This window comes from Methylobacterium sp. NMS14P (assembly GCF_028583545.1).
Taxonomy (GTDB): Bacteria; Pseudomonadota; Alphaproteobacteria; order Rhizobiales; family Beijerinckiaceae; genus Methylobacterium.
Map to the genome: position 1 here is coordinate 5,579,708 of NZ_CP087106.1, position 20,683 is coordinate 5,600,390.

The following is a 20,683-nucleotide window of genomic DNA, read 5'->3' on the forward strand; positions in this document are numbered from 1 at the left end:
GGCCGAGAGATCGGCCTGTTCTGTGGAAGATACGTCTGTGAGAACTGGGATACGCGCTCGCCTCTACGCGGGATTTGCGATGCTCGTCATGATCACGGGCATCATCGGTGCATTCGCGATCTACCAGCAGGGCGTGATCAGCGAAGACTACGCGCTTCAGGAGCGCGTGGGGCGGGGATCGCAATCGGTCCTGATGATCGACGGGCATGCCGCACGCCTCATCGGGACGGCCGAACGGTACCGGCTCCAGCCGGATCCCGATCTGATCGCCGCGATGGAGCAGACCCGGCAGGCGATCGAGCAGACCTGCGACAAGTACTTCTCGCTGGCCATGACGGACGGGGGACGGAAGCTGTACGACGACGTGCGGGAGAGCGCCCGGGCGATGAAGCCGGAACTGGAGCGCCTCGCGGCGACGGGCGCGAGGCTGCGTGAGGCCAAGGCGAAGCTGTTCGAGGTGGGCAACACACTCACTGCCCTGCTCGGAAGCCTGCTCGCGGACGTGCGCGCCCGCGCCAGCGAGACCATGCTCGCGCGGATCGAGCGCATCGAGAATGCCGTCCTGCGATCCCGCATCGCGTCGGCCCGCTTCGTGATCGGCCTGGACCCGCAGGATCGCAAAACCTCCGAGGAGCGGATCGATCAGGCGCTGTCGGCCATGGACGCGTTCAGGGAGATGCCGGGCGGCGCGGTCTTCGCGCCGCAGATCAGGGCCGTCCACGACGCGCTGGTCGCGACCGCGGCCGCCTTGCGCGCGTACGATGAGGCGGTGGCTTCGGCGAAGGCGACGTTCGAGACCGGGATCAAGCCCCACACCGACGCGATCGAACGCCTCGGCATCGCGCTGCGCGACCGGATCGTGGCCGCCGGCGAGAAAATCTCCGGGGACACCGCGCTGGCCGCGTCGCGCGCCCGATACATCCTGATCGGCCTCGTCGCCGCGGCCCTGCTCCTCGGTGCCGCCCTGGCCTTCGTGCTGGCCCGCAGCATCATCCGGCCGGTCGCCGGCATGACGGAGGCGATGACGCGGCTGGCCGGCGGCGACCTTCGGGTCGTGGTGCCGTACCGCGACGCGACCGACGAGATGGGCGCGATGGCCGAAGCCGTCGACATCTTCCGCCAGAACGCGGTCGCCCGAGCGGAGCTCGAGGCGGCGCAGGCCGCCGAGCGGGAGGCCCGCCTGCGCCGGGCCGAGCGGGTCGAGCAGCGCGTCCACGCCTTCCAGGCGAAGATCGCCGCCTCGCTCGACATCGTCACGGCGGCGACCAGCGAACTCGACGCGACCGCGCAGGCGATGACCCGGGTGGCCGACAACACCAACACCCAGGCGATGACGTCGAGCTCGGCCGCCGCCCAGACCTCGGCCAACGTCCAGACCGTCGCGGCCGCCGCCGAGGAGATGGTCTCCTCGCTCCAAGAGATCGAGCGGCAGGTCGTGCGCTCCAACGCGGTGGCCGGTCACGCCGCCCACGAGGCCGAGGCGACCAACGCCGCCATGGCGAGCCTGCGCGCCGCCGCCGAGCAGATCGGCGCCGCGGTGATCATGATCTCCGGCATCGCGAACCAGACCAACCTGCTGGCCCTCAACGCCACCATCGAGGCGGCGCGGGCCGGCGAGGCGGGGCGCGGCTTCGCCGTCGTGGCCTCCGAGGTGAAGGAGCTCGCCGCCCAGACGGCGCGCGCCACCGAGGCGATCGGCGGCCAGATCGCCGCGATCCAGGCGTCCTCCGGGCAGGCCGCGGAGGCGATGGCGCAGATCGCCCGCACGATCGCCGCCGTGAACGAGATCAGCGGCGCCATCGCGGCGACGGTGGTGCAGCAGACGGCGGCTACCGGCGAGATCTCGCGCAATGCCGGCGAGGCGGCGCGGGGCACGGAGGGCGTCTCGGCCAACGTGGCGCGCGTGCTGGCCGCCGCCCGCGAGGCCGGCAGCGCCGCCGCACAGGTTCAGAGCGCGGCGTCCGAGCTGGCGACGCAGTCTCTGACGGTCAAGCGCGAGGTCGACAGCTTCCTCAGCGACATCCAGGCCGCGTGAGCGGCCGGCCTAGATGGCGGCGGCGGGATCGCTCTCGTCGCCGTCGCGGCCCCGCCGCTCGCGCGGCCGCCGGTCCAGGAACGAGCGGCCGATGGCGCGCAGCGGCGCCGTCAGCCGGCGGACATCCTCGGCGCGCTCCATGATGCGCTCGCCGTTGCGGATCTCCTTGTCGAGCCGCGCCATCGTCCGGGCCAGGGCCGGGTCGTCGTCGTCCAGCCAGACCTGGGTCACGCGGGCGAAGGCGATGACCACGCCCTGGAGCTTGAGCTGCCCGAGCGACCCTTCGGTGTCGATCCCGGCCGCCGCCAGCATGTAGCGGTGCGAGTTCAGCATGACGCCGTTCAGCGCCAGCATCGAGAGCGGCTCGCCGCGGAGCGCGTAGGCGATCCGGCGCAGCGCCGGCTTGTAGGGCTCCATGGCGTCGAGGCGGCGCATCAGCACGTCGAACAGCCGCTCCCGGGTCGGCTCCTCCTCCAGGCCGGTGAGGTCGCCCTCCAGGACCTTGCGGTCGATGATGCGGGTCAGGCCGCCGAGGACGGCCCCCTTCGACGGGAAGAGATCGCGCAGCTCGGCGAGCGTCAGGCCCGCCTCGCGGGCGATGTCGCTGACCTCGATGTCGTTCCAGGGCTGCTCGGCGGCGAGGCGCATCAGGGCCTCGACGGCGGCCTCCCGGGGCGACAGCTTCGGCGCGCCGTCCTTCGTCCCCGCATCGGCAGCCTCGGCCGCGCCGTCCCGGGCGGCGGCCCCCGGCGCGACGTTGTCGTGCGCGACGCTCGCGTGGGCAGCGCTCTCCTGGAGGGTGTCCGCCTTGGCGGGGGGCGCGGTCTTGCGAGGCCGCTTCGAGGGGGCTTTGCTGTCGGTCATAAGTCGGTCGCCCGGTCTGATCGGTCGTGTCGCCTCATGTAGGCGGGCGGGCCGCGAAGGGCAGGTCTGTCGCGCGGCCATGCCGCACGGACGCCGCCCGATGTCAGCTCCCGATATCAGCCGGACAGTTCCCCCGCCCGCCGACGGGCCGCGGCCACCGCCTCCCGCATCAGCGCGCCGAGGCCGTCCGGCCGCATCAGCACGTCGAGGGCCGCCGCGGTCGTGCCGCCGGGCGACGTGACGTTGCGGCGCAACTCCGCCGCCTCGGCCGGGCTGGCATCGAGGAGCGCGCCGGCCCCCGCCACGGTCGCCCGGGCGAGGCTGCGGGCGACGTCGGGTTCCAGGCCGGCCGCGATGCCGGCCTCCGCGAGGGTCTCGGCCAGCAGGAAAACGTAGGCCGGCCCGGAGCCCGAGACCGCCGTCACCGCGTCGACCTGCGCCTCGTCGGCGAGCCACGCCACCGCGCCGTTCGCCGCGAACAGCGCCTCGGCGGCCGCCCGCTGCGCGGGCGTGACCTCGGAACTCGCGCAGGCGCCGGTAGCACCCCGGCCGATGCTCGCCGGCAGGTTCGGCATCGCCCGGACGATCGCGCGCGCCCGCGGCAGGCGGCCGCGGAGATCCGCGACGGTCTTGCCGGCCAAGATCGAGACGAGGAGCGTGTCGCGGCCGATGAGCCGGTCGAGCCCGGGGGCCGCCGTGTCCAGGCCCTGCGGCTTGATCCCCAGGACCAGGACGGCGCCGGGCTCGGGATCGGGCGGGTTCAGGGCGATGCCGCGGTCGGTGCAGAGATCCACGATCGGGCGCGCGGGCACCGGGTCGATGATGGTGGTGCGGCGTGGGTCGAGGCCCGCGTCCAGCCAGCCCGCCAGCATCGCGCCGCCCATCTTGCCGGCCCCGGCCAGGACCAGGGAGGCCGGCATCCGCGCCGCCGAGGCGCCCGGGCCGGTCACGCCTCGCCTTCGGTCTCGAACAGGACGGCGTCGAGGGCCTCGCGCGCGCTCTTGCCGGCCCAGAGGACGAACTGGAACGCCTGGAAGTAGCGCTCGCAGGCGTCGACCGCCGTCTTCATCATGGTGGCGCATTGCGGATGGGTCGGGACGGCGCCGCCGGTCAGCAGGAGGGCGTGCCGGAACATCACCACGCTGTCGGTCGTCCAGAGGTCGAAGTGGCCGACCCAGAGCTGCTCGTTGATCAGCGCGATCAGGCGCATCACCTCGGTGCGCTGCCGCTCCGGCACCTTCAGGTCGAACGCGCAGGCGACGTGCAGCGCCTCGACGTCCTCGATCCACGTGAAGGCGACGTTGTAGTCGGTCCAGCGGCCGGGGCTCGTGACCGACATCTCGTCGGTCTCGGCCCGGTCGAAGATCCAGTCGCGCAGGGAGGCCAGCCGCTCGACGACGTCGAGCGGATGCTCGTTCCGGTCCGGGTCGTGGAAGTCGACGTTGAGAAGCGGCATGACGATCCAAAAGGACGACCCGGACAAGATCCGGCCCGACGTGGCGGTGACGCGAAACCGGAGCGCGAGAACACTCCGAGAACTTGAACGACCGGCAGATCTAGGCCGGCGGTGATGCGATCGACTGTCGAAGCTCTGCGGACATCGCCCCGCAGCCCCCGAATCACCCTATGCCCGACTATAGACCGGCCGTGACTCGCGACACAAAGTGCAGGTCACATTCAGTGAACAGGAAACCGGATCGTCGATGCCGCTTCCTGTGTAAAAGCCCGCGGCGTTGCCGCGGAGACTCAGACCACCTCGCTCAGGCCCGCGGCGCCCGCTCCGGCGCTCCCGGATCGCGCCTCCAGGGCCGCCACGCGGGCCGTCAGGGCCTCGTTCTGTGCCTGGAGCTGGGTCACGAGGTCGCGGAGCACGTCGAGCTCCTCGCGGGAGGCGATGTCGAGGTCGCGGACGACGCGCTCGAGCTGCGCCCGGACCACGGTCTCGGCCTCGCGGCGGACGCCCTGCGCGGCGCCGGCGGCGTCGGTCATCAGGCGGGCGAGGTCGTCGAACAGTCGATTGGAGGGGGGCATCGGGGTCTCCCGGATCGGCCGGCTGCCGCGGCGGCCGCCTGACGGCGCGATTCGAGACGACGAGATAGGAATCTTCGCGATGCGGAGCAACGCCCGCCCCGGCCAGGGGTCGGCCGGGGAGGCGGAGCAGGGCTGGTCGAGGCCCGCTCCGCCGACGCCATCACATGTGGCGCATCGAGCGGCCGTGCATGCGGCGATGCATCATGCGGCGCTCCATCCGGCGGTGCATCATGCGATGCTCCATGCGCCGGTGCATCATGCGGCGCTCCATCGGGGTCATGCGGACGTGGGTCACCGCGTCCGGGGCCGCGACGGCGCCGGGCATCGCGGGGGCGGCCGAGGCCGGCTGGACGAGGGCGGCGCCGCCGAGCGAGGCCAGCACGGCGAAGGCGAAGGTCAGTTTCCTCACGAGGAGACTCCAGTTCTCTGAAGGCCGGGTTTGGCGCCCGGTTCATCCTCCCGGACGGGAGGTGCGGAGAGTCGTCTCGTGCCGGGGGACGGCACGGCGGGTCTGCGAGGACCCGCCGCCATCAACTTTCAACTCAGAGATTCGTTTCCTCGAACGCCTTCACCCACTCGGCGCAGATGCCCGAGCGGACGATGTCGTTGCGGGTGAACTCCACCACCGGGATCGGCATCATCCGGCTCTTGACCATGTGCATGACGGTGCGCAGGCCCGAGGTCTCGCGGAGATCCGTCTGCGAGACGTCGCCGTTGATGATGACCTGGCAATCGTCGCCGATGCGGGTCAGGAACATCTTGATCTCGTTGATCGTGGTGTTCTGCGCCTCGTCGAGGATCACGAGGCAGTTCTTGAAGGTCCGGCCGCGCATCACCTCGAAGGGGACGATCTCGATGTCGCCGGTCTTCAGGGCGATCTCGAAGGCGGCGGCGCCCATGCGCTCCTTCATGGCCTCGGTGAGCGGGGCGACCCAGGGGGCGATCTTCTCTTCCAGGGTGCCGGGGAAGTAGCCGAGGGACCGGCCCGAGGGCACGTTCGGGCGGGTGATGACCACCTTGGCGATGCGGCGCTGGCGGAGCTGGTCCGCCGCGCGGGTGCCGGCGATGAAGGTCTTGCCGGTGCCGGCGGGCCCCAGGACGATGACCTGCGGCGAGCGGGCGAGGGCGTCGAGATACTCGGCTTGGCGTTCGGTGAGCGGCTGGATGGGGGCGAGATTGCGTTCTTCGTCGAAGCGTGTGCGATGAATGCGGGACGTGCGGTCTTCAACCAGTTCAAGTCGTGCGCGGCGTCTCTTCATGGATGTACACTCCAACGGGACTTGCCAACCTGGATCTGTATCTGAACTGCCGTTTACCTGCTTGCTCCCGGGTCTACTCGCTTGCGGAACTTAATACCGGCCCCAGGCCGAAGGTTCCGCCCCGCGCTCGTCCGCCTGTGGAGAGCGTCACGACGTTCCGTGCGCGGCCGAATACGCGATGCAACTGGCGCACCACCGCGATTCGCGCTCGACGATTGCGCGTCGGGTGTGACTAAGGGGTGACGGTCGCTGGAGAGGCTTCGAAAAAGCCGCGCGGCTGGCGCGGATGCATCAGCGGTGGGCCGCGCGATACGACGTCCGGTCGATGGATCGCCGCCGTCTTTGCGAGTGGAGCGAAGCAATCCAGTTGGCGCCAGGCTCACCGATGTCGGGCTACCCTGGATTGCTTCGCTGCGCCCGCGAGGACGGTGCAGGCTGCATGGACAGAAGACTTCGACCGGAAACCGTATCAGACGGGATGGTGCGGCAACCGGCACGATCTCCGATCCTCCCCGCCCGCACGGGCGAAGCCGGCCGACCCTGCCGCCCTGACACGTCCGGGCTTGGTCGGCGGGACTAGCTCGATCCGGCCTGGACGAAGCTGTCGAGGACCATCTTCCGGCCGGCCTTGTCGAAGTCAACGGTCAGCTTGTTGCCGTCGACCGCCGCGACCGTTCCAGGGCCGAACTTGGTGTGGAAGACCCGCTGGCCGCCCTGGAAAGCCGAGGGCGCGCCCGTCGACTTGGCGATCAGCTCGCCCTCGATCTGGCGGGGGCCGCCGGAATGGCCGCCGGACCGGCCGCCCGGGCCAGCCGAGCGGAAGCCGCCGGAGGACCCGGAGCCGAACCCGGACCGGCCGCCCGGCGCGGTGTTGGCCTGCGCGCGCTGCCAGCCCGGCGTGCCGTAGCTCGATCCGAACGGCGCCGGGTTGCGGTCGAACCGCGAGGCGCCGGCGGAGAAGTGGGCGGGGGCCTCGACCACGTCGACCGCCGTCTCGGGCAGCTCGTCGATGAACCGGGACGGGATGGTCGAGGACCAGAGCCCGTGGATGCGCCGGTTGACCGCGAAGGACAGCTTCGCGCGCTTGCGCGCCCGGGTCAGCCCGACATGCGCGAGGCGCCGCTCCTCCTCCAGGCCCGCCCGGCCGCTCTCGTCGAGCGCCCGCTGGTTCGGGAACAGGCCGTCCTCCCAGCCGGGGAGGAACACGGTGTCGAACTCGAGCCCCTTGGCGGCGTGGAGCGTCATCAGCGAGACGCGCTCGGCGCCCTCCGCCTCGGAGGCCTCCATCACCAGGGAGACGTGCTCCAGGAAGGCCGCGAGGTCGGGGAATTCCTCCATCGAGCGGACGAACTCCTTCAGGTTCTCCAGCCGGCCGGCGGCGTCGGCGGAGCGGTCCTTCTGCCACATCTCGGTGTAGCCGGATTCCTCCAGGATGGTCTGCGCGACCTCGCTGTGCGGCTGCGACTCCACGAGCCGCGCCCAGCGGGCGAAGCTCTCGGTCAGCGCCCGCAGGGTCGAGCGGACCCGGGGCTTCAGCTCGTCGGTCTCGCACAGGCGCTCCGCGGCGATCCGGAGCGGCAGCCGGTTGGCCCGGCCGTAGGTGTGGAGCTGCTGCAGGGTGGCGTCGCCCAGGCCGCGCTTCGGCGTGTTCACGATCCGCTCGAAGGCGAGGTCGTCGCTGACGTTCACGGTGGCGCGCAGGTAGGCCAGCGCGTCGCGGATCTCGGCGCGCTCGTAGAAGCGCGGGCCGCCGATGACCCGGTAGGGCAGCCCGAGCTGGACGAACCGGTCCTCGATCTCGCGCATCTGCGCGGAGATCCGCACCAGCACGGCGATCTCCGACAGGGGATGCTGCTTCGACTGGAGGGACTCGATCGATTCGGCGAGCATCCGCGCCTCCTCCTCGGAATCCCACGCCCCCGTCACGGTGACGCGCTCGCCCGGCTCGTCGTCGGTGCGCAGGGTCTTGCCGAGGCGGCTCTCGTTCTTGGCGATCAGCCCGGAGGCGGCGGCGAGGATGTGGCCGGTGGAGCGGTAGTTGCGCTCCAGCCGCACCACCACCGCGCCGGGGAAATCGTGCTCGAAGCGCAGGATGTTGTCGACCTCGGCGCCGCGCCAGCCGTAGATCGACTGGTCGTCGTCGCCCACGCAGGCGATGTTCTTCCGGGACTGCGCCAGCAGCCGCAGCCACAGGTACTGGGCGACGTTGGTGTCCTGGTACTCGTCGACCAGGATGTAGCGGAACCGGTCCTGGTAATTGGCCAGGACGTCGGGGTTCTCCCGCCAGAGCTTGAGGCAGAGCAGCAGGAGATCGCCGAAATCGACGGCGTTCAGCGTCGCGAGCCGGGCCTGGTAGGCGGTGTAGAGGGCGCCGCCCTTGCCGAACGCGAAGGCCGAGGCCTCGCCCGGGGGCACCTGCTCGGGGCCGAGGCCGCGGTTCTTCCAGCCGTCGATGGCGTGGGACAGGGCCCGGGCCGGCCAGCGCTTCTCGTCGACGTTCTGGTCGGCGATGACCTGCTTCATCAGCCGGAGCTGGTCGTCGGTGCCGAGGATGGTGAAGTCGGATTTGAGCCCGACCAGCTCGGCGTGGCGGCGCAGGATCTTGGTGCCGATGGCGTGGAAGGTGCCGAGCCAGGGCATGCCCTCGCCGGCCGGCCCGATCAGCGCGCCGATCCGGTGCTTCATCTCCCGGGCGGCCTTGTTGGTGAAGGTCACCGACAGGATGTCGAAGGGGCGCGCCCGGCCGGTGGCGATCAGGTGGGCGATGCGGGTGGTCAGCACCCGGGTCTTGCCGGTGCCGGCTCCGGCCAGCACCAGGATCGGGCCCTCCGTGGTCTCGACGGCGCGGCGCTGCTCGGGGTTCAGCCCCTCGAGGTAGCCGGCCGCCTCGCGGCGGAGGGCGCCCATGGCGCGGGCGGCGATGGACGTGGCGGGCGCGCCGTCCCCGGCGGACTGCGGATGCGGGGGGTTCTGCATCCCGCTTCCCTGGACCAAATCGCGAACGGCGTCGAGGCCGTTCGCGCCGCGAAGGGGGGTCGGAGCCATGAAGCGCGGCCGTCCGCGCCGGGGTGATCCGCGCCCTTCGGATCCCCGCGCGGCCGGCTCCGCGGCGGCGCCTTCGCCTCGGCGGCCGCGGAGCGCGACGAGCCCCCTCTCCCGCATGTTAGAGGGGACCCTGCCCGGTCCGGAGGCCCCAGGCCCGGCGTGCCGCGAGCAGCCTCGCGCGTGCCCCGAAAACCGCTCGGGGCCGTGGCATCGCCGCCCTGGCGCCCCCAGGGGCTTATCGTGCTATGGCCGTGGCGACTGACTCGCGGGGGCACGCGGGGCACGGCGGCACGGTGAGGCCGCGGCCTCGCGCAGAGATGGTGCGGAACGGGACCATTGCGTGATCTTCTGACCGCGCTGGCGTGCGCCGTCATCCTGGTTCTCGTGGCGGCGCTCGCGGTTCCGCCCTTCGTCGACTGGCAGGCCCATCGCGGTCTCGTCGACCGGGCGCTCGCCCGGTCCCTCGGCGTTCCGGTCCGGACCGACGGCCGGATCGAGGTCCGCCTGCTGCCCTCTCCGCGGCTGCGCGTGGACCGCCTGCATCTCGGCGGCGACCCGGACCGCCCGAGCCTGGATGCCCGGTTCGTCAAGGCCGAGATCGCCCTCGCGCCGCTCCTGAAGGGCGAGTTCCGCTTCACCGAGACCCGGATCGGCCGGGCCGAGATCAAGCTCCCGGTCGCCGGCCCGGACACGCTGAAGCTGCCGCCCGATTTCGGCGGGGCCCTGCGCGACCGCGACCTCGCCATCGAGAACCTGCAGATCCAGCAGTTCCTCGTCACCACGCAGGTCCCCGCCACCGGGCGGACAGACCAGCTCTACGTCCAAGACCTGCGCCTGCAGGCACCGGCCCTGGTCGGACCCTGGCGGATCGAGGGGACGAGCGGCGGCATCCCGTTCCGGGCGGCCAGCGGCACGCCGGGGCCGGACGGGCGCCTCGCCGCCAAGATCTCGGGCGGCGGCGACGCGACGCCGCGCTTCGAGGCGGACGCGCGGTTCGGCCTCGTGCCCGCCGAAGCCGGCGGCGCCCAGGTCGAGGCCGAGGGCTCCGCCCGCCTCGTCGTCGGGCCGCCGACCCAGGCGGCCGGCGCCTACCTGCCGTTCTCGCTGGCCGGCACCTTCAAGGCCCGGGGCACGCAGGTGCGGTTCGAGGCCGTCGACCTCGCGATCGATCCCGGCGGCCGGGCCCTGCGGCTCGGCGGCACCGGCCGGCTCGACCTGCGCCAGTGGCGCGCCGGCCTGACCCTGGACGCCCGCCGCCTCGACCTCGACGCCTTCCTGGCCTCGGCGGAGGGGCAGAACCTGATCGCCCGCGGCCTGCCGCGCTCGGCCGGCAGCCTGCCGGCGATGCTCGACCTCGACCTCACGGTGGGCAGCGCCGTGCTGGGCGGCGAGGAATGGTCGAACCTCGCCCTCACCGGCACCCTGGAGCGGGCCGGCGGCCTGCTGCTGCGCCGCTTCGCGGTGACCGGCCCGGCCGAGTCCGCCGTCACGGCGAGCGGGCAGGTCGAGACGGCGCCGCTGCGCTTCTCCGGCCCGGTGGCGCTCGCCGCCCCCGACTCGGAGGCGCTCGGCCGCTACCTGCGCCGCCTCGGCGCCGAGGGGCCGCTCGTCGCGCTCCTCGACGGGCGGAAGATCGAGGCCGCCGCCGACCTGTCGGCCGCCGGCAACGGCCTGTCCCTGCGCAACATGCGCCTCGGCCTCGGGCCGGCGCGGATCACCGGCAACGCCCGCTACACCGCCGCCGAGGGCGCCGAGCGCGGCCGGTTCGAGGCGCAGATCCGCGCCACCGGCCTCGACATCGCCGGCCTGCCGCCCCTCGGGACGGCCCTCGGCACCCTGCGCGACACCGACCTCGCCCTGACGCTCGAGGCGAAGGACGTCCGGTTCGGCGCCACGGGCTCCGGCACCGGCACGATCGCGGCGCGGATCCAGTCGGACGGCGCCGGCCTCACGGTCGACAGCCTCGACGTCACCGACCTCGCCGGCGCCAGCGCCCGGCTGTCCGGGCAGATCGGCGCGGACGGGACCGGCCGCGTCTCCGGGCGCCTGAAGGCGCCGGCGGCGGCGCCGCTGCTCGGCCTGCTCGAGCGGGTCTGGGTGGGCGAGATCCGCCTGCTGCCCGCCTTCCTGAGGGACGCGCCCCTCGACCTCGCAGTCACCCTCGACCGGGAGGGCGGCGCTGCCGCGGCCCTGCGGACCCAGGCCCGCGGCAGCGCCGGCGGCGGTAGCCTCGACCTGACGCTCGCGAGCCGCGGCGCGCGGATCGAGGGCGGCACCGCCACCCTCGCGGCGCCGCGGGCGGGGGCGTGGTTCGGCCGCACCGACATCGCGGGCCTCCAGCAGCCCGCCGAGCTGCACCTGACCGCCGAGCGGCCGGACGGCCAGGCCCTCGCCCTGACGGCGAACGGCACGGTCGCGGGCCTGCGGCTCGCCACCGGCCGCCCGATCCTGGTCGGTCCCGACTTCGTCCCCACCGCCGGCACGCTCCGCGCCGACACGGCCGACCTGGCGCCGTTCCTGACGCTGGCCGGCGCCGCGACCCTGGCGCCGGGGGCGTGGCCGGCCGACCTCGCCGTCACGCTGTCGCGGCAGCAGGGCGAGGCCGCCGCCGCGCTCGCCGGCACGGTGGCGGGCGCGGGGGTGAACGGCACGCTGCTGCGGGCGGCGGGCGGCGCCCTGCACGGCCGCCTCGCCCTCGACCGGCTGTCGATCCCGCAGCTCGCCGCCGCCCTGGTGATCCCGCCGGGGGCGAACGGCACGTTCGGCCCGCCGGCCACCCACCCGGCCCTGTCCCTCGACGCCCGCGTGGCCAGCCTGGATCTCGGCCGCGGCCTCGTCGCCACCGACGCGACCGCCGCCCTCGGCCTCGCCGACGCCGGCCTGACCCTGCGCGACCTGACCGGCAAGCTCGCCGGCGGCCGGCTCGCGGGCTCGGTGACGATCGCCCGGCTCGGGTCCGGCGCCTCGGTCTCGGTCTCGGGCTCGGGCAGCCTCGACGGCGCGGCGCTGCCGACGCTGGCCGGCGGACCGTTCGGCGGCCGCCTGAGCGCCGACCTGCGCTTCGCCGCCACGGCCGAGACCCTGCCGGGCCTCGCCGACAGCCTCTCGGGCAGCGGCGCACTCACCCTGACCGACCTGAGCCTGCCCGCGGCCGATCCCGCGGCCCTCGGCCGGGCGCTGGCCCGGGCGGCCGAGATGGACGACCCGCTCCGCGAGGGGCGGCTCCAGGCGCTCGTCACCGAGGAGCTCGCCCGGGGCGGCGCGCAGACGCGCGGATCCGCCCGGGCCGCCGTCACGATCGTGGGGGGCGTGCTGCGGGCCGGACCGTTCGACCTCGATCTCGGGCCGGCCCGCTGGGCCGGCACCGTCGGCTACGACCTGCGCGCCGGCCGCCTCGACGCCCGCGGCACCCTCGTGGGCGGCCCGGTGCCCCGCGGCTGGAATGCCGGGCCGCCCGCGGTCCAGTTCGGCCTGACCGGGCCGCTGGGCGCGCCGGAGCGGGTGCTGGACGTCGGCACCCTGTCGAACGGCCTCGCGGCCTTCGTGCTGCAGCGCGAGCTGGAGACGATCGAGCTGACCGAGGCCGACCAGGTGGAGCGGCAGCGCCGCCGCAATCGTATCGAGATGGACAAGGCGCGCGCGGCTGCCCTCAAGGCCGCGGCCGAGAAGGCCGCCGCGGACAGGACTGCCGCCGACAAGGCCGCCGAGGAGGCGGCGAGGCGGCCGCGCAACCCGGAGGAGGGGGCTGCCCAGCCACAGGCGCCGGCCGAGGCCCGGCCGTGAGGCCGGCCGCGTCCTGAGGGCGGGGGTGGGGCTGGCCACCGTGACGGCCTCAGGCGCGGCACCCCGTGGGGCGCCGCGCCCGCATGTCCGGCTCTACGCCTTCCCCACCGCCATGAGCGCGAAGGCGTAGATCAGCGCCACCTCCTCCAGCCGGTCGAACCGGCCGGCGGCGCCGCCGTGGCCGGCCTCCATGTTGATCCGCAGGAGCACCGGCCCGCCGCCCGTCATGGTGGCGCGCAGCCGCGCGACCCACTTGGCCGGCTCCCAGTAGGTCACCCGCGGGTCGGTCAGCCCGCCGAGCGCCAGGATCGCCGGGTAGTCCCTGGCGGCGACGTTGTCGTAGGGCGAGTACGACAGGATCGTCCGGAAGGCGGCCTCGCTCTCGCCCGGGTTGCCCCATTCGGGCCATTCCGGCGGGGTCAGGGGCAGCTCCGCGTCCAGCATGGTGTTGAGCACGTCGACGAAGGGCACGTCGGCGACGATCCCGGCGAACAGCTCCGGCGCGAGGTTGGCCACCCCCCCCATCAGCATCCCGCCCGCCGACCCGCCGTGGGCGACGATGCGCTTCTCGGACGTGTAGCGGGCCTCGATTAGCGCCCGCGCGCAGGCGATGAAGTCCGTGAAGGTGTTGGGCTTCTTCTCGCGCTTGCCGTCGAGGTACCAGCGCCAGCCCTTCTCGGTGCCGCCGCGGATATGGGCGATGGCGTAGACGAAGCCGCGGTCGACGAGGCTCAGCAGGTTCGTGCGGAACGCCGCCGGCATCAGGGTGCCGTAGGAGCCGTAGCCGTACAGCAGCAGCGGCGCGCTGCCGTCGAGGGCGAGGTCCCGGCGGTGCAGGAGCGAGACCGGCACCTGCTCGCCGTCGGGCGCGGTGGCGAAGAGCCGCCGGGTCACGTAGGCGGCCGGGTCGTGGCCGCTCGGCACCGCCTGCCGCTTGCGCAGGAGCCGGGTGCGGGCCGCGCAGTCGTAGTCCCAGGTCTCCGACGGGGTCGTCATCGACGAGTAGACGAAGCGGATCGCGGCCGTGTCGAAGGCGAGGCCGGCCCGCAGGCCGAGGGAGTAGGCCTCCTCGGCGAAGGCGACCGTGTGCTCGGTGCCGTCGGCGAGGTCGCGCACGACGATCCGCGGCCTGGCGTTCTCGATCTCCAGCCGGATCAGGTGGCCGGCGAGGAGGTGCAGGTGGCGGATCATCACCCCGGACCGGTGCGGCACGAGGTCGGTCCAGTTGGCCCGGCCCGGATCGTCGAGCGGCGCGGTGCCGATCTTGAAGTCCTCGGCGCCGTCCGCGTTGGTGCGGATGAACAGGCGGTCGCCGCGGTGCTCGACCCCGTAGATCAGCAGCGGCGTGCGCGGCTCGACGAGGCGCAGGGGGGCGTCCTCCGCGTGCCGGTCGAGCAGCCGGACCTCGGAGGTCTCGTGGTCGCTCACCGTCACGTCGAGGAAGGCGCCGGACTGCGTCTTGCCGATGTGGACGAAGTAGCCGGCGTCGGCCTCCGTGTAGACGGTCTCGTCCTCGCTCTGCCCCGTGCCGACGCGGTGGCGCATCACCTTGGCGGGGCGGTGGTTGGCGTCCACCGCCACGTACCAGAAGCTCGCGCCGTCCGCGGCCCAGACCGCCTCGCCGGAGGTCGCCTCGACGCGGTCGTCCAGGTCGAGGCCGGTGGCGACGTCGCGCACCCGGATCGTGTAGAGTTCCGAGCCCTTGGTGTCGGCGCTCCAGGCGAGGCGCGCGTGGTCGTCGGAATGCACCGCGGCGGCGATCTCGAAGAACGGCAGGCCTTCGCCCTCGCGGTCGCCGTCGATGAGGATCGTCTCGTCCAGATCCGGGCCCGACTCGGGCACGTCGGGGGCGGTGGCCGGCCGCCGGCAGATCAGCGGGTGCTGCCCGCCCTCGCGGTGGCGCGTGTAGTAGGCGAAGGGCCCGTCCGGCTCGGGGACGCCGCTCTCGTCCTCCTGGATCCGCCCGCGCATCTCGGCGACGAGCTGCCGACGGAGTTCCGCACTCCCGGCGAGCGCCGCCTCGGCGAAGGCGTTCTCGGCCTTCAGGTAGGCGGCGATGTCGTCCGGCAGCGCGGCCGGGTCCTTCAGGACCGTCTGCCAGTTCTCGGCCTTCAGCCACGCGTAGTCATCGGTGATCTCCTGCCCGTGGACGCTGAAGCGTCGCGGCCGGGCCTCGGCCACCGGCGCGCCGGTCCTGTGAGCGAGCAAGCCGTGGCCGATCTCCGTCATCGTCTCTCCCGTCGGGTCCCGTCGCGCGCGGGTGTCGCGTCCGGGTGAGGGGATGTGTCCCGCCGGGCGCGCGGATGCAAGGCGTCCTGAGGCGGGGCCGGGGTTGGAGACCCGTGTCGCCGGCCGGGCCGGCGCGGCCGTGAACCCTGCGCCGACCCGTTGCTCTACGGCATCGGTAGTGCGGGAAACGGTCGGGCTGACGACGCGAGCGGCCGGCCCGGCTCCGCGCCGGAGCGGCGTCCGGAGCCTTGCCGGGGCGGCCCGTTCGGGCGGTCTCGCCGGGGGCCGCGAACCCGCCAGGGACTTGGCGCAGCGGCCGATTTCGGCCTCGCCCCGGCTCGGGAACGCCGCGGTCGCCCCATAGAGCGTGACAAGTCGAGCCGAGCATAGGCCCGAGAAAACCGGCCCGGGATTATCCGGCTCCGCGATCCGTCCGACATGAAGGGGGACTTGCGGATGGTGGAATGGCCGATTCGATGCATGTTTTGTGTGCGGAGTACCGGAAACATCGTACGAAGCGGGGGACAACGGGCGTTCTGGCGGGTGTAGCGGGGTTGCTGAGTCTGCCGGTGGGAGCGGCGGAACTTCCCGATCGGCGGAAATCTCAGCTCATCGAGCACGTGCGGGTCTGCTCGGCCTACGGCCAGGCCTTCTTCTTCATTCCCGGCACGGACACCTGCCTGCGCCTCTCCGGCCGCGCGCGCTACGAGTACGCCTACCAGCCCTCCTACAGCCGCTCGGGGAGCGCGACCGCCACACCGGGGGATTACAGCGGCTACCAGGGTCGCCTCCGGATCAACCTCGATGCCCGGAGCCAGACGTCCTACGGAATCCTGCGCGCCTTCCTCCGCCTCGACGCCGGGAGCCGGACCGGCTTCGCTACCATGCATGCCGGCGCGCTGAACCGGATCGGCGCCTCCTTCCCGGCCCTGGGCGTCGACCAGTTCGGGCGGGCCCAGCAGCAGTTCAACGTCGACAAGGCCTTCATCCAGTTCGCCGGCATCACCGCCGGCCGCGCCTCCTCGTTCTTCGATTTCTACGCCCACGACTTCGAGTTCATCGTCGCCTCTCTCGGCTCGGACAATCCCTCGACCAACCTCGCCGCCTACACGGCGACGCTGGGCAAGGGCCTGTCCGCCTCGCTCGCGGTGGAGGACCCGATGTTCCGCCGCACGCCGGTCTACTCGCCCCAGAACGCCGCGGCCTCGGCATTCCCGAACCCCGGCGCGATCCTGTCGCCCGGGAACCCCGTCACCCCGATCTTCGTCGGGTACGACGCCGCCGGCCGCCCGACCGGCGTGGGCTTCGTCGACACGGTCCAGCGCAGCCGCATGCCCGACATCGTCGGCGTGCTGCGCTCCGACCAGTCCTGGGGCTCCGCGCAGCTCTCCGGGGCCGTGCACGAGGTCAACCACGGCCTGCTCAGCAGCGTCTCGTTCGCCGGCACGAACCTCGGCGCGCCCGTCTCGGTGGGCAACAACCGCACCCCGGGCGGCGCGGCCTCCGCCCTCGGCTGGGCCGTGCAGGGGGGCGTGAAGATCAACCTGCCGGCGATAGCGACCGGCGATACCCTCTACCTGCAGGGCGCCTACGGGGAGGGCACCGCCCTGTATACCGGCCTGCCGGCCTATAACGGCCCCTGGGCGCAGTCGGCCACCGCGGTGCAGGGGGCGGCCTTCTCGCAGTTCTTCAACGACGGCGTGATCAACCCCTTCACCCAGCGCCTGGAGCTGTCGACGAGCTACTCGTTCACGGCGGCGATGCTGCACTACTGGACGCCCGCGGTCCGCTCCGCCTTCTTCGGCTCCTACGGCGCCCTGAGCTTCGCCCGCGGCGCCCGCGCGGCGCAGGGCGCCTATTTCGGCGTGACCGGGACCGGGCCGGGCACCCCCGGGACGCGGTTCTTCGACCTGAGCCAGATCCTGCGGGACAGCTACCGCTTCGTCGTCGGCGGCAACCTGATCTGGTCGCCGGTGAAGGAGTTCGATATCGGCGTCGAGGCGATCTACACGCGCTACGGGCCGCAGAACGGCCGCATCCTCGACCTGGGCCGGTATCCCAACCAGAACGCGGCCTACGTCAACAACCCCGCCAACCCGGTCTCGACCGCCCGCCACGTCGACGTCATCCAGGTGCGCGCGCGCGTGCAGCGGGACTTCTGAGGGCGGCTGCGGATCCGGGGTGATCCACGAGGGCGGGCGCGGGCGGCGATACCGGCTCGGCCGGGAGCCGGTTCCGACCTCGGGCGTTGAACCGCCGGCCGCGGCCTCGACCGCGGTCGCCGGTTCGATCCCGAGGTGCCGACATGGACGCGATCCCCGATCCGCAGCCGGATCTGCAGGACGATCACCCCGCCGCGGACCTGGAGCGCGTGAACGACATCCTCGCCACCTGGGCGGCGCGCTCCGCCGCCGAGAGCGACGCGCTGATCGACCGGTTCGAGGCGATGGGCTACGAGGTCCGCGGCAAGTCGGAGACCGAGATCGCCGACGTCTTGCACCGGCCGCCGACGCGCGCCGCGAGATAGCTGTGGGTTGTAGGTAAAAAAGCCTTGACCTGCTAAGTTTTCCTGAGAAACTGGAGGCTTCGCACGTCCGTCGTAGCACCCACGGAACAAAACATGAACAAACTTTGCAAGGGCGGCCGTTCAGCCAGCGCGGGGGCGCGGCCGCGCGGCGCCGCCGCGGTCGACCTCCCGGCGGAGGTGTCGCGCCTGCTGGCGCGGCTCGGCGAGCCGGGCGCCTACGCGCGGCCCGACCCCCTGGTCGAGGAGGCGCTGGTGACCCGTCGCGGGGGCGACGGGATCTCGGTGGGGAGCGGGCGTTTCGCGGCCGCCTCCGGGCGGGCCCTGGCGTCGGCCGATCTGGCGGCGTGGAACGCGGCCGGCACGCGCCTGACGATCAGCGAGGCCGGGCGGGCGCGCCTGCGCCGCGCGGCCCGGCCGGGCGACCTGGCCTTCGCGGACCAGCACCGCGACCTCGCCGTCGTGGAGGGCGGCGCCGGGCCGACCCTGCGCAACGCCGCCGAGAACCCCCTGGCCTGGATGGTGCGCCGGCGCGACCGGGACGGCGCGCCGCTCATCGACGCGGCCGCTTTCGAGGCCGGGGAGCGGCTGCGGCGGGACATGACCACCGCCGCCCTGCTGCCGCGGATGGGCGCGGATCTCGGGGCGCCCCGGATCGACGGCGGCGGCCCGCGCGACCCGGCCGCCGCGGCCGACCACGTGATCGCGGCCCGGCAACGGGTGCGCGGCGCCCTCGACGCGGTCGGGAGCGACCTCTCGGGCCTGCTGATCGACCTCTGCGGCTTCCTGAAGGGCCTGGAGCGGATCGAGGCGGAGCGGCGCTGGCCGGCCCGGTCCGCCAAGGTCGTGGCCCGCATCGCCCTGGGGCGGCTCGCCGAGCATTACGGGCTGGAGCGGGAGGCGACCGGTCCGGACCGGGCCCGCCTGCGCCTCTGGCGCGGGTGAGGCCGCTCAGGCCTCGGCGGCGAGCCGGACCGCGTCGCGGTGGATGCGCTCCGCCATCGCCCGCACGCCGTTGGAGCGCTTCGAGGTCACGTGGGCGCCGAAGCGGAGCTGCCGGAACAGGTCGAGGCCGTCGGTCTCGGCGGCCTCCCGGGGCGTCTTGCCGGTGTAGAGCGCGATCATCAGCGCCACGAAGCCGCGGACGATGAACGAGTCGCTGAAGCCGTGCAGGACGAGGCGCGGCGTCCCGTCCGCCCGCTCCGCCCGCGTGTCGATCCAGACCTGGCTCTCGCAGCCGTGGACGCGGTTCGCCTCGGTCCGCTCGGCCTCGGGCATGGGCGGCAGGGCGCGGCCGAGTTCGATCAGGTACTCCAGCCGCATGTCGTCGTCTTCGACGATCTCGAAATTCTCGATGATGGTGTCGATCGGAGGGAGCATGCTCGGCCGGGTCCGGAAAGGTCTGCGCCGCTATAGGCCGGCCGCGGCGCCGTGGCGACGGGGCCCGGCGCCGCGGGCGCTCATTGCGCGCCGGGCCGCGTCGGCGGCAGGGTCAGCCACAGGGGGTCGCCCGGGCTGGCATCGCCCGCGACGGTGATCTCCGCCTGGGCCGCGTAGGCGGCGATGAGGCGGGGGCCGAGCTTCGGGACGTTCGGCCGCCCGGACTCGGCCATGTCGCTCACCCCCGAGACGATCGACAGGCGCTGGGGCGCGCCGGCCTCGATGTCGATGGCGATGGAGCAGGCGACGTGCTCGGCGGTGGCGTCGAGGCACTCGGCCACGATCTCCGCGACGATCATGCCCAGCGCGTTGGCGGTGCGCGGCTCCACGAGGCCGTTCCCGGAGCCGCCGACCTGGACGCTGATCCGCCCGGCGCGCCGGAGCTGCCCGAGCCCGGAGGCGAGGCGGTGCAGGTAGTCCTTGAGGTCGATCGACGCGATGTGCGGCGCCTCGTGCAGGTGCTGCTGCACCAGCGCGATCGCCCGGACCCGCTGGCCGAGCGCCTCGAAGCTGCCGCGGCAGGCGTCCGGGGCGGCCCGCCCGTAGAGGCCGATCAGGCTGACCATCACCTGGAGGTTGTTGCGGACCCGGTGGTAGACCTCGGCCAGCAGCGCCTCCTTCTCGGCCAGCGCGTGCTCGATGTGCTCCTCCGCGTGCTTGCGGTCGGTGATGTCGAAGCAGGAGCCGAGATAGCCCTGGAACCTTCCGTCCTCCACGAGGGGCCGGGCCGTGTCGAGGAGCCAGCGGTACTCGCCGTCGTGCCGCCGCAGGCGGAACTCGACGGTGAAGGGCGCCTGCGCCTCGAAGGCCTCGGCGACGATCCGGGCATGGCGCTCGAAATCCTCGGGATGCAGCCCGCTGCGCCAGCCGAGGCCGAGCTCCGCCTCCAGCGGGCGCCCGGTGAATTCCAGCCAGCACTCGTTGTGGTGGATCGCGTGGCCGGCCTCGTCGGAGCGCCACATCATCAGCGGCACGACGTCGGCGAATCGCTTGAAGCTCTCGCTCAGGGCGGCGGCTTCCGCGGTGCCCTGTGCCGGACCCCGACCAGGGCTCCCCGAGGGGCCGTTGCCCAGCGGGTCTTCCGCGCCGGACCCTGGTGGCTCACCGACCATTCTGTACCCGATTCACTCTGACGAACTGCGTGATAGGCGACGCCTGCGTGCGGATGGCGCCGGTCAACGTGTCGACCGGACGGCCGTTCCGGTCCTGAACCGCCTTCAAATCTGCCATTCACCGGGACATTAGCGGCAATACCTTTCGAGCCCGTTCAGCATCCCGCCGTCGTGCGGTTCCGCACAGAGCGCGCGGTGCGGCGCGCGGTGCGGCGCGCGGCCGGTGGGCGGCCAGCGGGCGGGCGCGGCGAGGAGCCGGTCGCGCGACCCGCCGCTAGGCCCGGCCCACCCGCCGCCCGCGACCCGCTCGCACAACCTGTAGCCGGCGATGGGATAACCACAGATAGTTCGTAACGCCTCG

The 20,683-nt window shown here is 73.1% G+C and carries 15 protein-coding genes; 5 read left to right on the forward strand and 10 right to left on the reverse strand.

Annotated features, from left to right (window positions below; all coding sequences use genetic code 11):
- Positions 1-88 precede the first annotated feature (88 nt).
- A complete protein-coding gene (locus LOK46_RS26570) occupies positions 89-2,035 on the forward strand; it encodes a methyl-accepting chemotaxis protein (protein ID WP_273564700.1) in 1,947 nt (648 codons plus the stop codon).
- Positions 2,036-2,044: 9 nt separating this feature from the next.
- Here the strand turns inward: LOK46_RS26570 and LOK46_RS26575 are convergent, their stop codons facing one another.
- The 7 genes from LOK46_RS26575 to LOK46_RS26605 all read right to left on the reverse strand — a co-directional run bounded on the left by LOK46_RS26575 (position 2,045) and on the right by LOK46_RS26605 (position 9,165).
- Entirely contained in the window at positions 2,045-2,899 is an 855-nt protein-coding gene (locus tag LOK46_RS26575; protein WP_273561330.1) for a TetR/AcrR family transcriptional regulator, read from the reverse strand.
- 116 nt (positions 2,900-3,015) lie between these two features.
- Entirely contained in the window at positions 3,016-3,849 is an 834-nt protein-coding gene (gene proC, locus LOK46_RS26580) for a pyrroline-5-carboxylate reductase (protein WP_443192850.1), read from the reverse strand.
- Positions 3,846-4,355 (reverse strand): YbjN domain-containing protein, encoded by a 510-nt coding sequence (locus LOK46_RS26585; protein ID WP_020090942.1) that lies wholly within the window; start codon positions 4,353-4,355, stop codon positions 3,846-3,848. The genes proC and LOK46_RS26585 overlap by 4 nt, the downstream gene beginning before the upstream one ends.
- 290 nt (positions 4,356-4,645) lie before the next feature.
- The gene (locus tag LOK46_RS26590) at positions 4,646-4,930 is read right to left on the reverse strand and encodes an accessory factor UbiK family protein (RefSeq protein ID WP_020090941.1); all 285 of its coding nucleotides are present in this window, start codon (positions 4,928-4,930) and stop codon (positions 4,646-4,648) included.
- A gap of 160 nt (positions 4,931-5,090) precedes the next feature.
- Positions 5,091-5,339 carry a hypothetical protein gene (locus LOK46_RS26595; RefSeq protein ID WP_273561331.1) on the reverse strand — a complete coding sequence of 83 codons (249 nt, stop codon included), beginning with the start codon at positions 5,337-5,339 and terminating at the stop codon, positions 5,091-5,093.
- 133 nt (positions 5,340-5,472) lie between these two features.
- Positions 5,473-6,189 carry a PhoH family protein gene (locus LOK46_RS26600; protein ID WP_012321860.1) on the reverse strand — a complete coding sequence of 239 codons (717 nt, stop codon included), beginning with the start codon at positions 6,187-6,189 and terminating at the stop codon, positions 5,473-5,475.
- Positions 6,190-6,765: 576 nt separating this feature from the next.
- A complete protein-coding gene (locus tag LOK46_RS26605; RefSeq protein WP_273561332.1) occupies positions 6,766-9,165 on the reverse strand; it encodes an ATP-dependent helicase in 2,400 nt (799 codons plus the stop codon).
- Between the two features lie 405 nt (positions 9,166-9,570).
- Here LOK46_RS26605 and LOK46_RS26610 point away from each other — a divergent pair, with 405 nt between their 5' ends.
- The gene (locus LOK46_RS26610; protein ID WP_273561333.1) at positions 9,571-13,017 is read left to right on the forward strand and encodes an AsmA-like C-terminal region-containing protein; all 3,447 of its coding nucleotides are present in this window, start codon (positions 9,571-9,573) and stop codon (positions 13,015-13,017) included.
- 93 nt (positions 13,018-13,110) lie between these two features.
- On the opposite strand, the gene LOK46_RS26615 is transcribed toward LOK46_RS26610, so the two are convergent.
- The gene (locus tag LOK46_RS26615; protein WP_273561334.1) at positions 13,111-15,246 is read right to left on the reverse strand and encodes a S9 family peptidase; all 2,136 of its coding nucleotides are present in this window, start codon (positions 15,244-15,246) and stop codon (positions 13,111-13,113) included.
- 464 nt (positions 15,247-15,710) lie between these two features.
- Here LOK46_RS26615 and LOK46_RS26620 point away from each other — a divergent pair, with 464 nt between their 5' ends.
- The 3 genes from LOK46_RS26620 (at position 15,711) to LOK46_RS26630 (ending at position 18,715) form a co-directional block, all read left to right on the forward strand.
- On the forward strand, positions 15,711-17,408 hold the full coding sequence (locus LOK46_RS26620) for a porin (protein WP_441008270.1): 1,698 nt from the start codon (positions 15,711-15,713) through the stop codon (positions 17,406-17,408).
- A 143-nt stretch (positions 17,409-17,551) separates the two neighbouring features.
- On the forward strand, positions 17,552-17,773 hold the full coding sequence (locus LOK46_RS26625) for a hypothetical protein (RefSeq protein ID WP_273561336.1): 222 nt from the start codon (positions 17,552-17,554) through the stop codon (positions 17,771-17,773).
- Positions 17,774-17,866: 93 nt separating this feature from the next.
- Positions 17,867-18,715, forward strand: coding sequence for a DUF6456 domain-containing protein (locus LOK46_RS26630; RefSeq protein ID WP_273561337.1), 849 nt, complete (start codon positions 17,867-17,869; stop codon positions 18,713-18,715).
- A 6-nt stretch (positions 18,716-18,721) separates the two neighbouring features.
- Here LOK46_RS26630 and LOK46_RS26635 read toward each other — a convergent pair whose 3' ends face one another.
- Both LOK46_RS26635 and LOK46_RS26640 read right to left on the reverse strand, forming a co-directional pair.
- Complete coding sequence (locus tag LOK46_RS26635; RefSeq protein ID WP_273561338.1) at positions 18,722-19,150, reverse strand: SufE family protein; 429 nt, start codon at positions 19,148-19,150, stop codon at positions 18,722-18,724.
- An 80-nt stretch (positions 19,151-19,230) separates the two neighbouring features.
- Entirely contained in the window at positions 19,231-20,322 is a 1,092-nt protein-coding gene (locus LOK46_RS26640; RefSeq protein WP_273561339.1) for a sensor histidine kinase, read from the reverse strand.
- Between the last annotated feature and the right edge of the window lie 361 nt (positions 20,323-20,683).

Bases quoted from the DNA above. Each gene is read 5' to 3' on its own strand.
- LOK46_RS26570 (WP_273564700.1), top strand. From the start codon at position 89: ATGATCACGGGCATCATCGGTGCATTCGCGATCTACCAGCAGGGCGTG.
- LOK46_RS26575 (WP_273561330.1), bottom strand. From the start codon at position 2,899: ATGACCGACAGCAAAGCCCCCTCGAAGCGGCCTCGCAAGACCGCGCCC.
- LOK46_RS26585 (WP_020090942.1), bottom strand. From the start codon at position 4,355: ATGCCGCTTCTCAACGTCGACTTCCACGACCCGGACCGGAACGAGCAT.
- LOK46_RS26590 (WP_020090941.1), bottom strand. From the start codon at position 4,930: ATGCCCCCCTCCAATCGACTGTTCGACGACCTCGCCCGCCTGATGACC.
- LOK46_RS26600 (WP_012321860.1), bottom strand. From the start codon at position 6,189: ATGAAGAGACGCCGCGCACGACTTGAACTGGTTGAAGACCGCACGTCC.
- LOK46_RS26605 (WP_273561332.1), bottom strand. From the start codon at position 9,165: ATGCAGAACCCCCCGCATCCGCAGTCCGCCGGGGACGGCGCGCCCGCC.
- LOK46_RS26615 (WP_273561334.1), bottom strand. From the start codon at position 15,246: ATGACGGAGATCGGCCACGGCTTGCTCGCTCACAGGACCGGCGCGCCG.
- LOK46_RS26620 (WP_441008270.1), top strand. From the start codon at position 15,711: ATGGCCGATTCGATGCATGTTTTGTGTGCGGAGTACCGGAAACATCGT.
- LOK46_RS26625 (WP_273561336.1), top strand. From the start codon at position 17,552: ATGGACGCGATCCCCGATCCGCAGCCGGATCTGCAGGACGATCACCCC.
- LOK46_RS26630 (WP_273561337.1), top strand. From the start codon at position 17,867: ATGAACAAACTTTGCAAGGGCGGCCGTTCAGCCAGCGCGGGGGCGCGG.
- LOK46_RS26635 (WP_273561338.1), bottom strand. From the start codon at position 19,150: ATGCTCCCTCCGATCGACACCATCATCGAGAATTTCGAGATCGTCGAA.
- LOK46_RS26640 (WP_273561339.1), bottom strand. From the start codon at position 20,322: ATGGTCGGTGAGCCACCAGGGTCCGGCGCGGAAGACCCGCTGGGCAAC.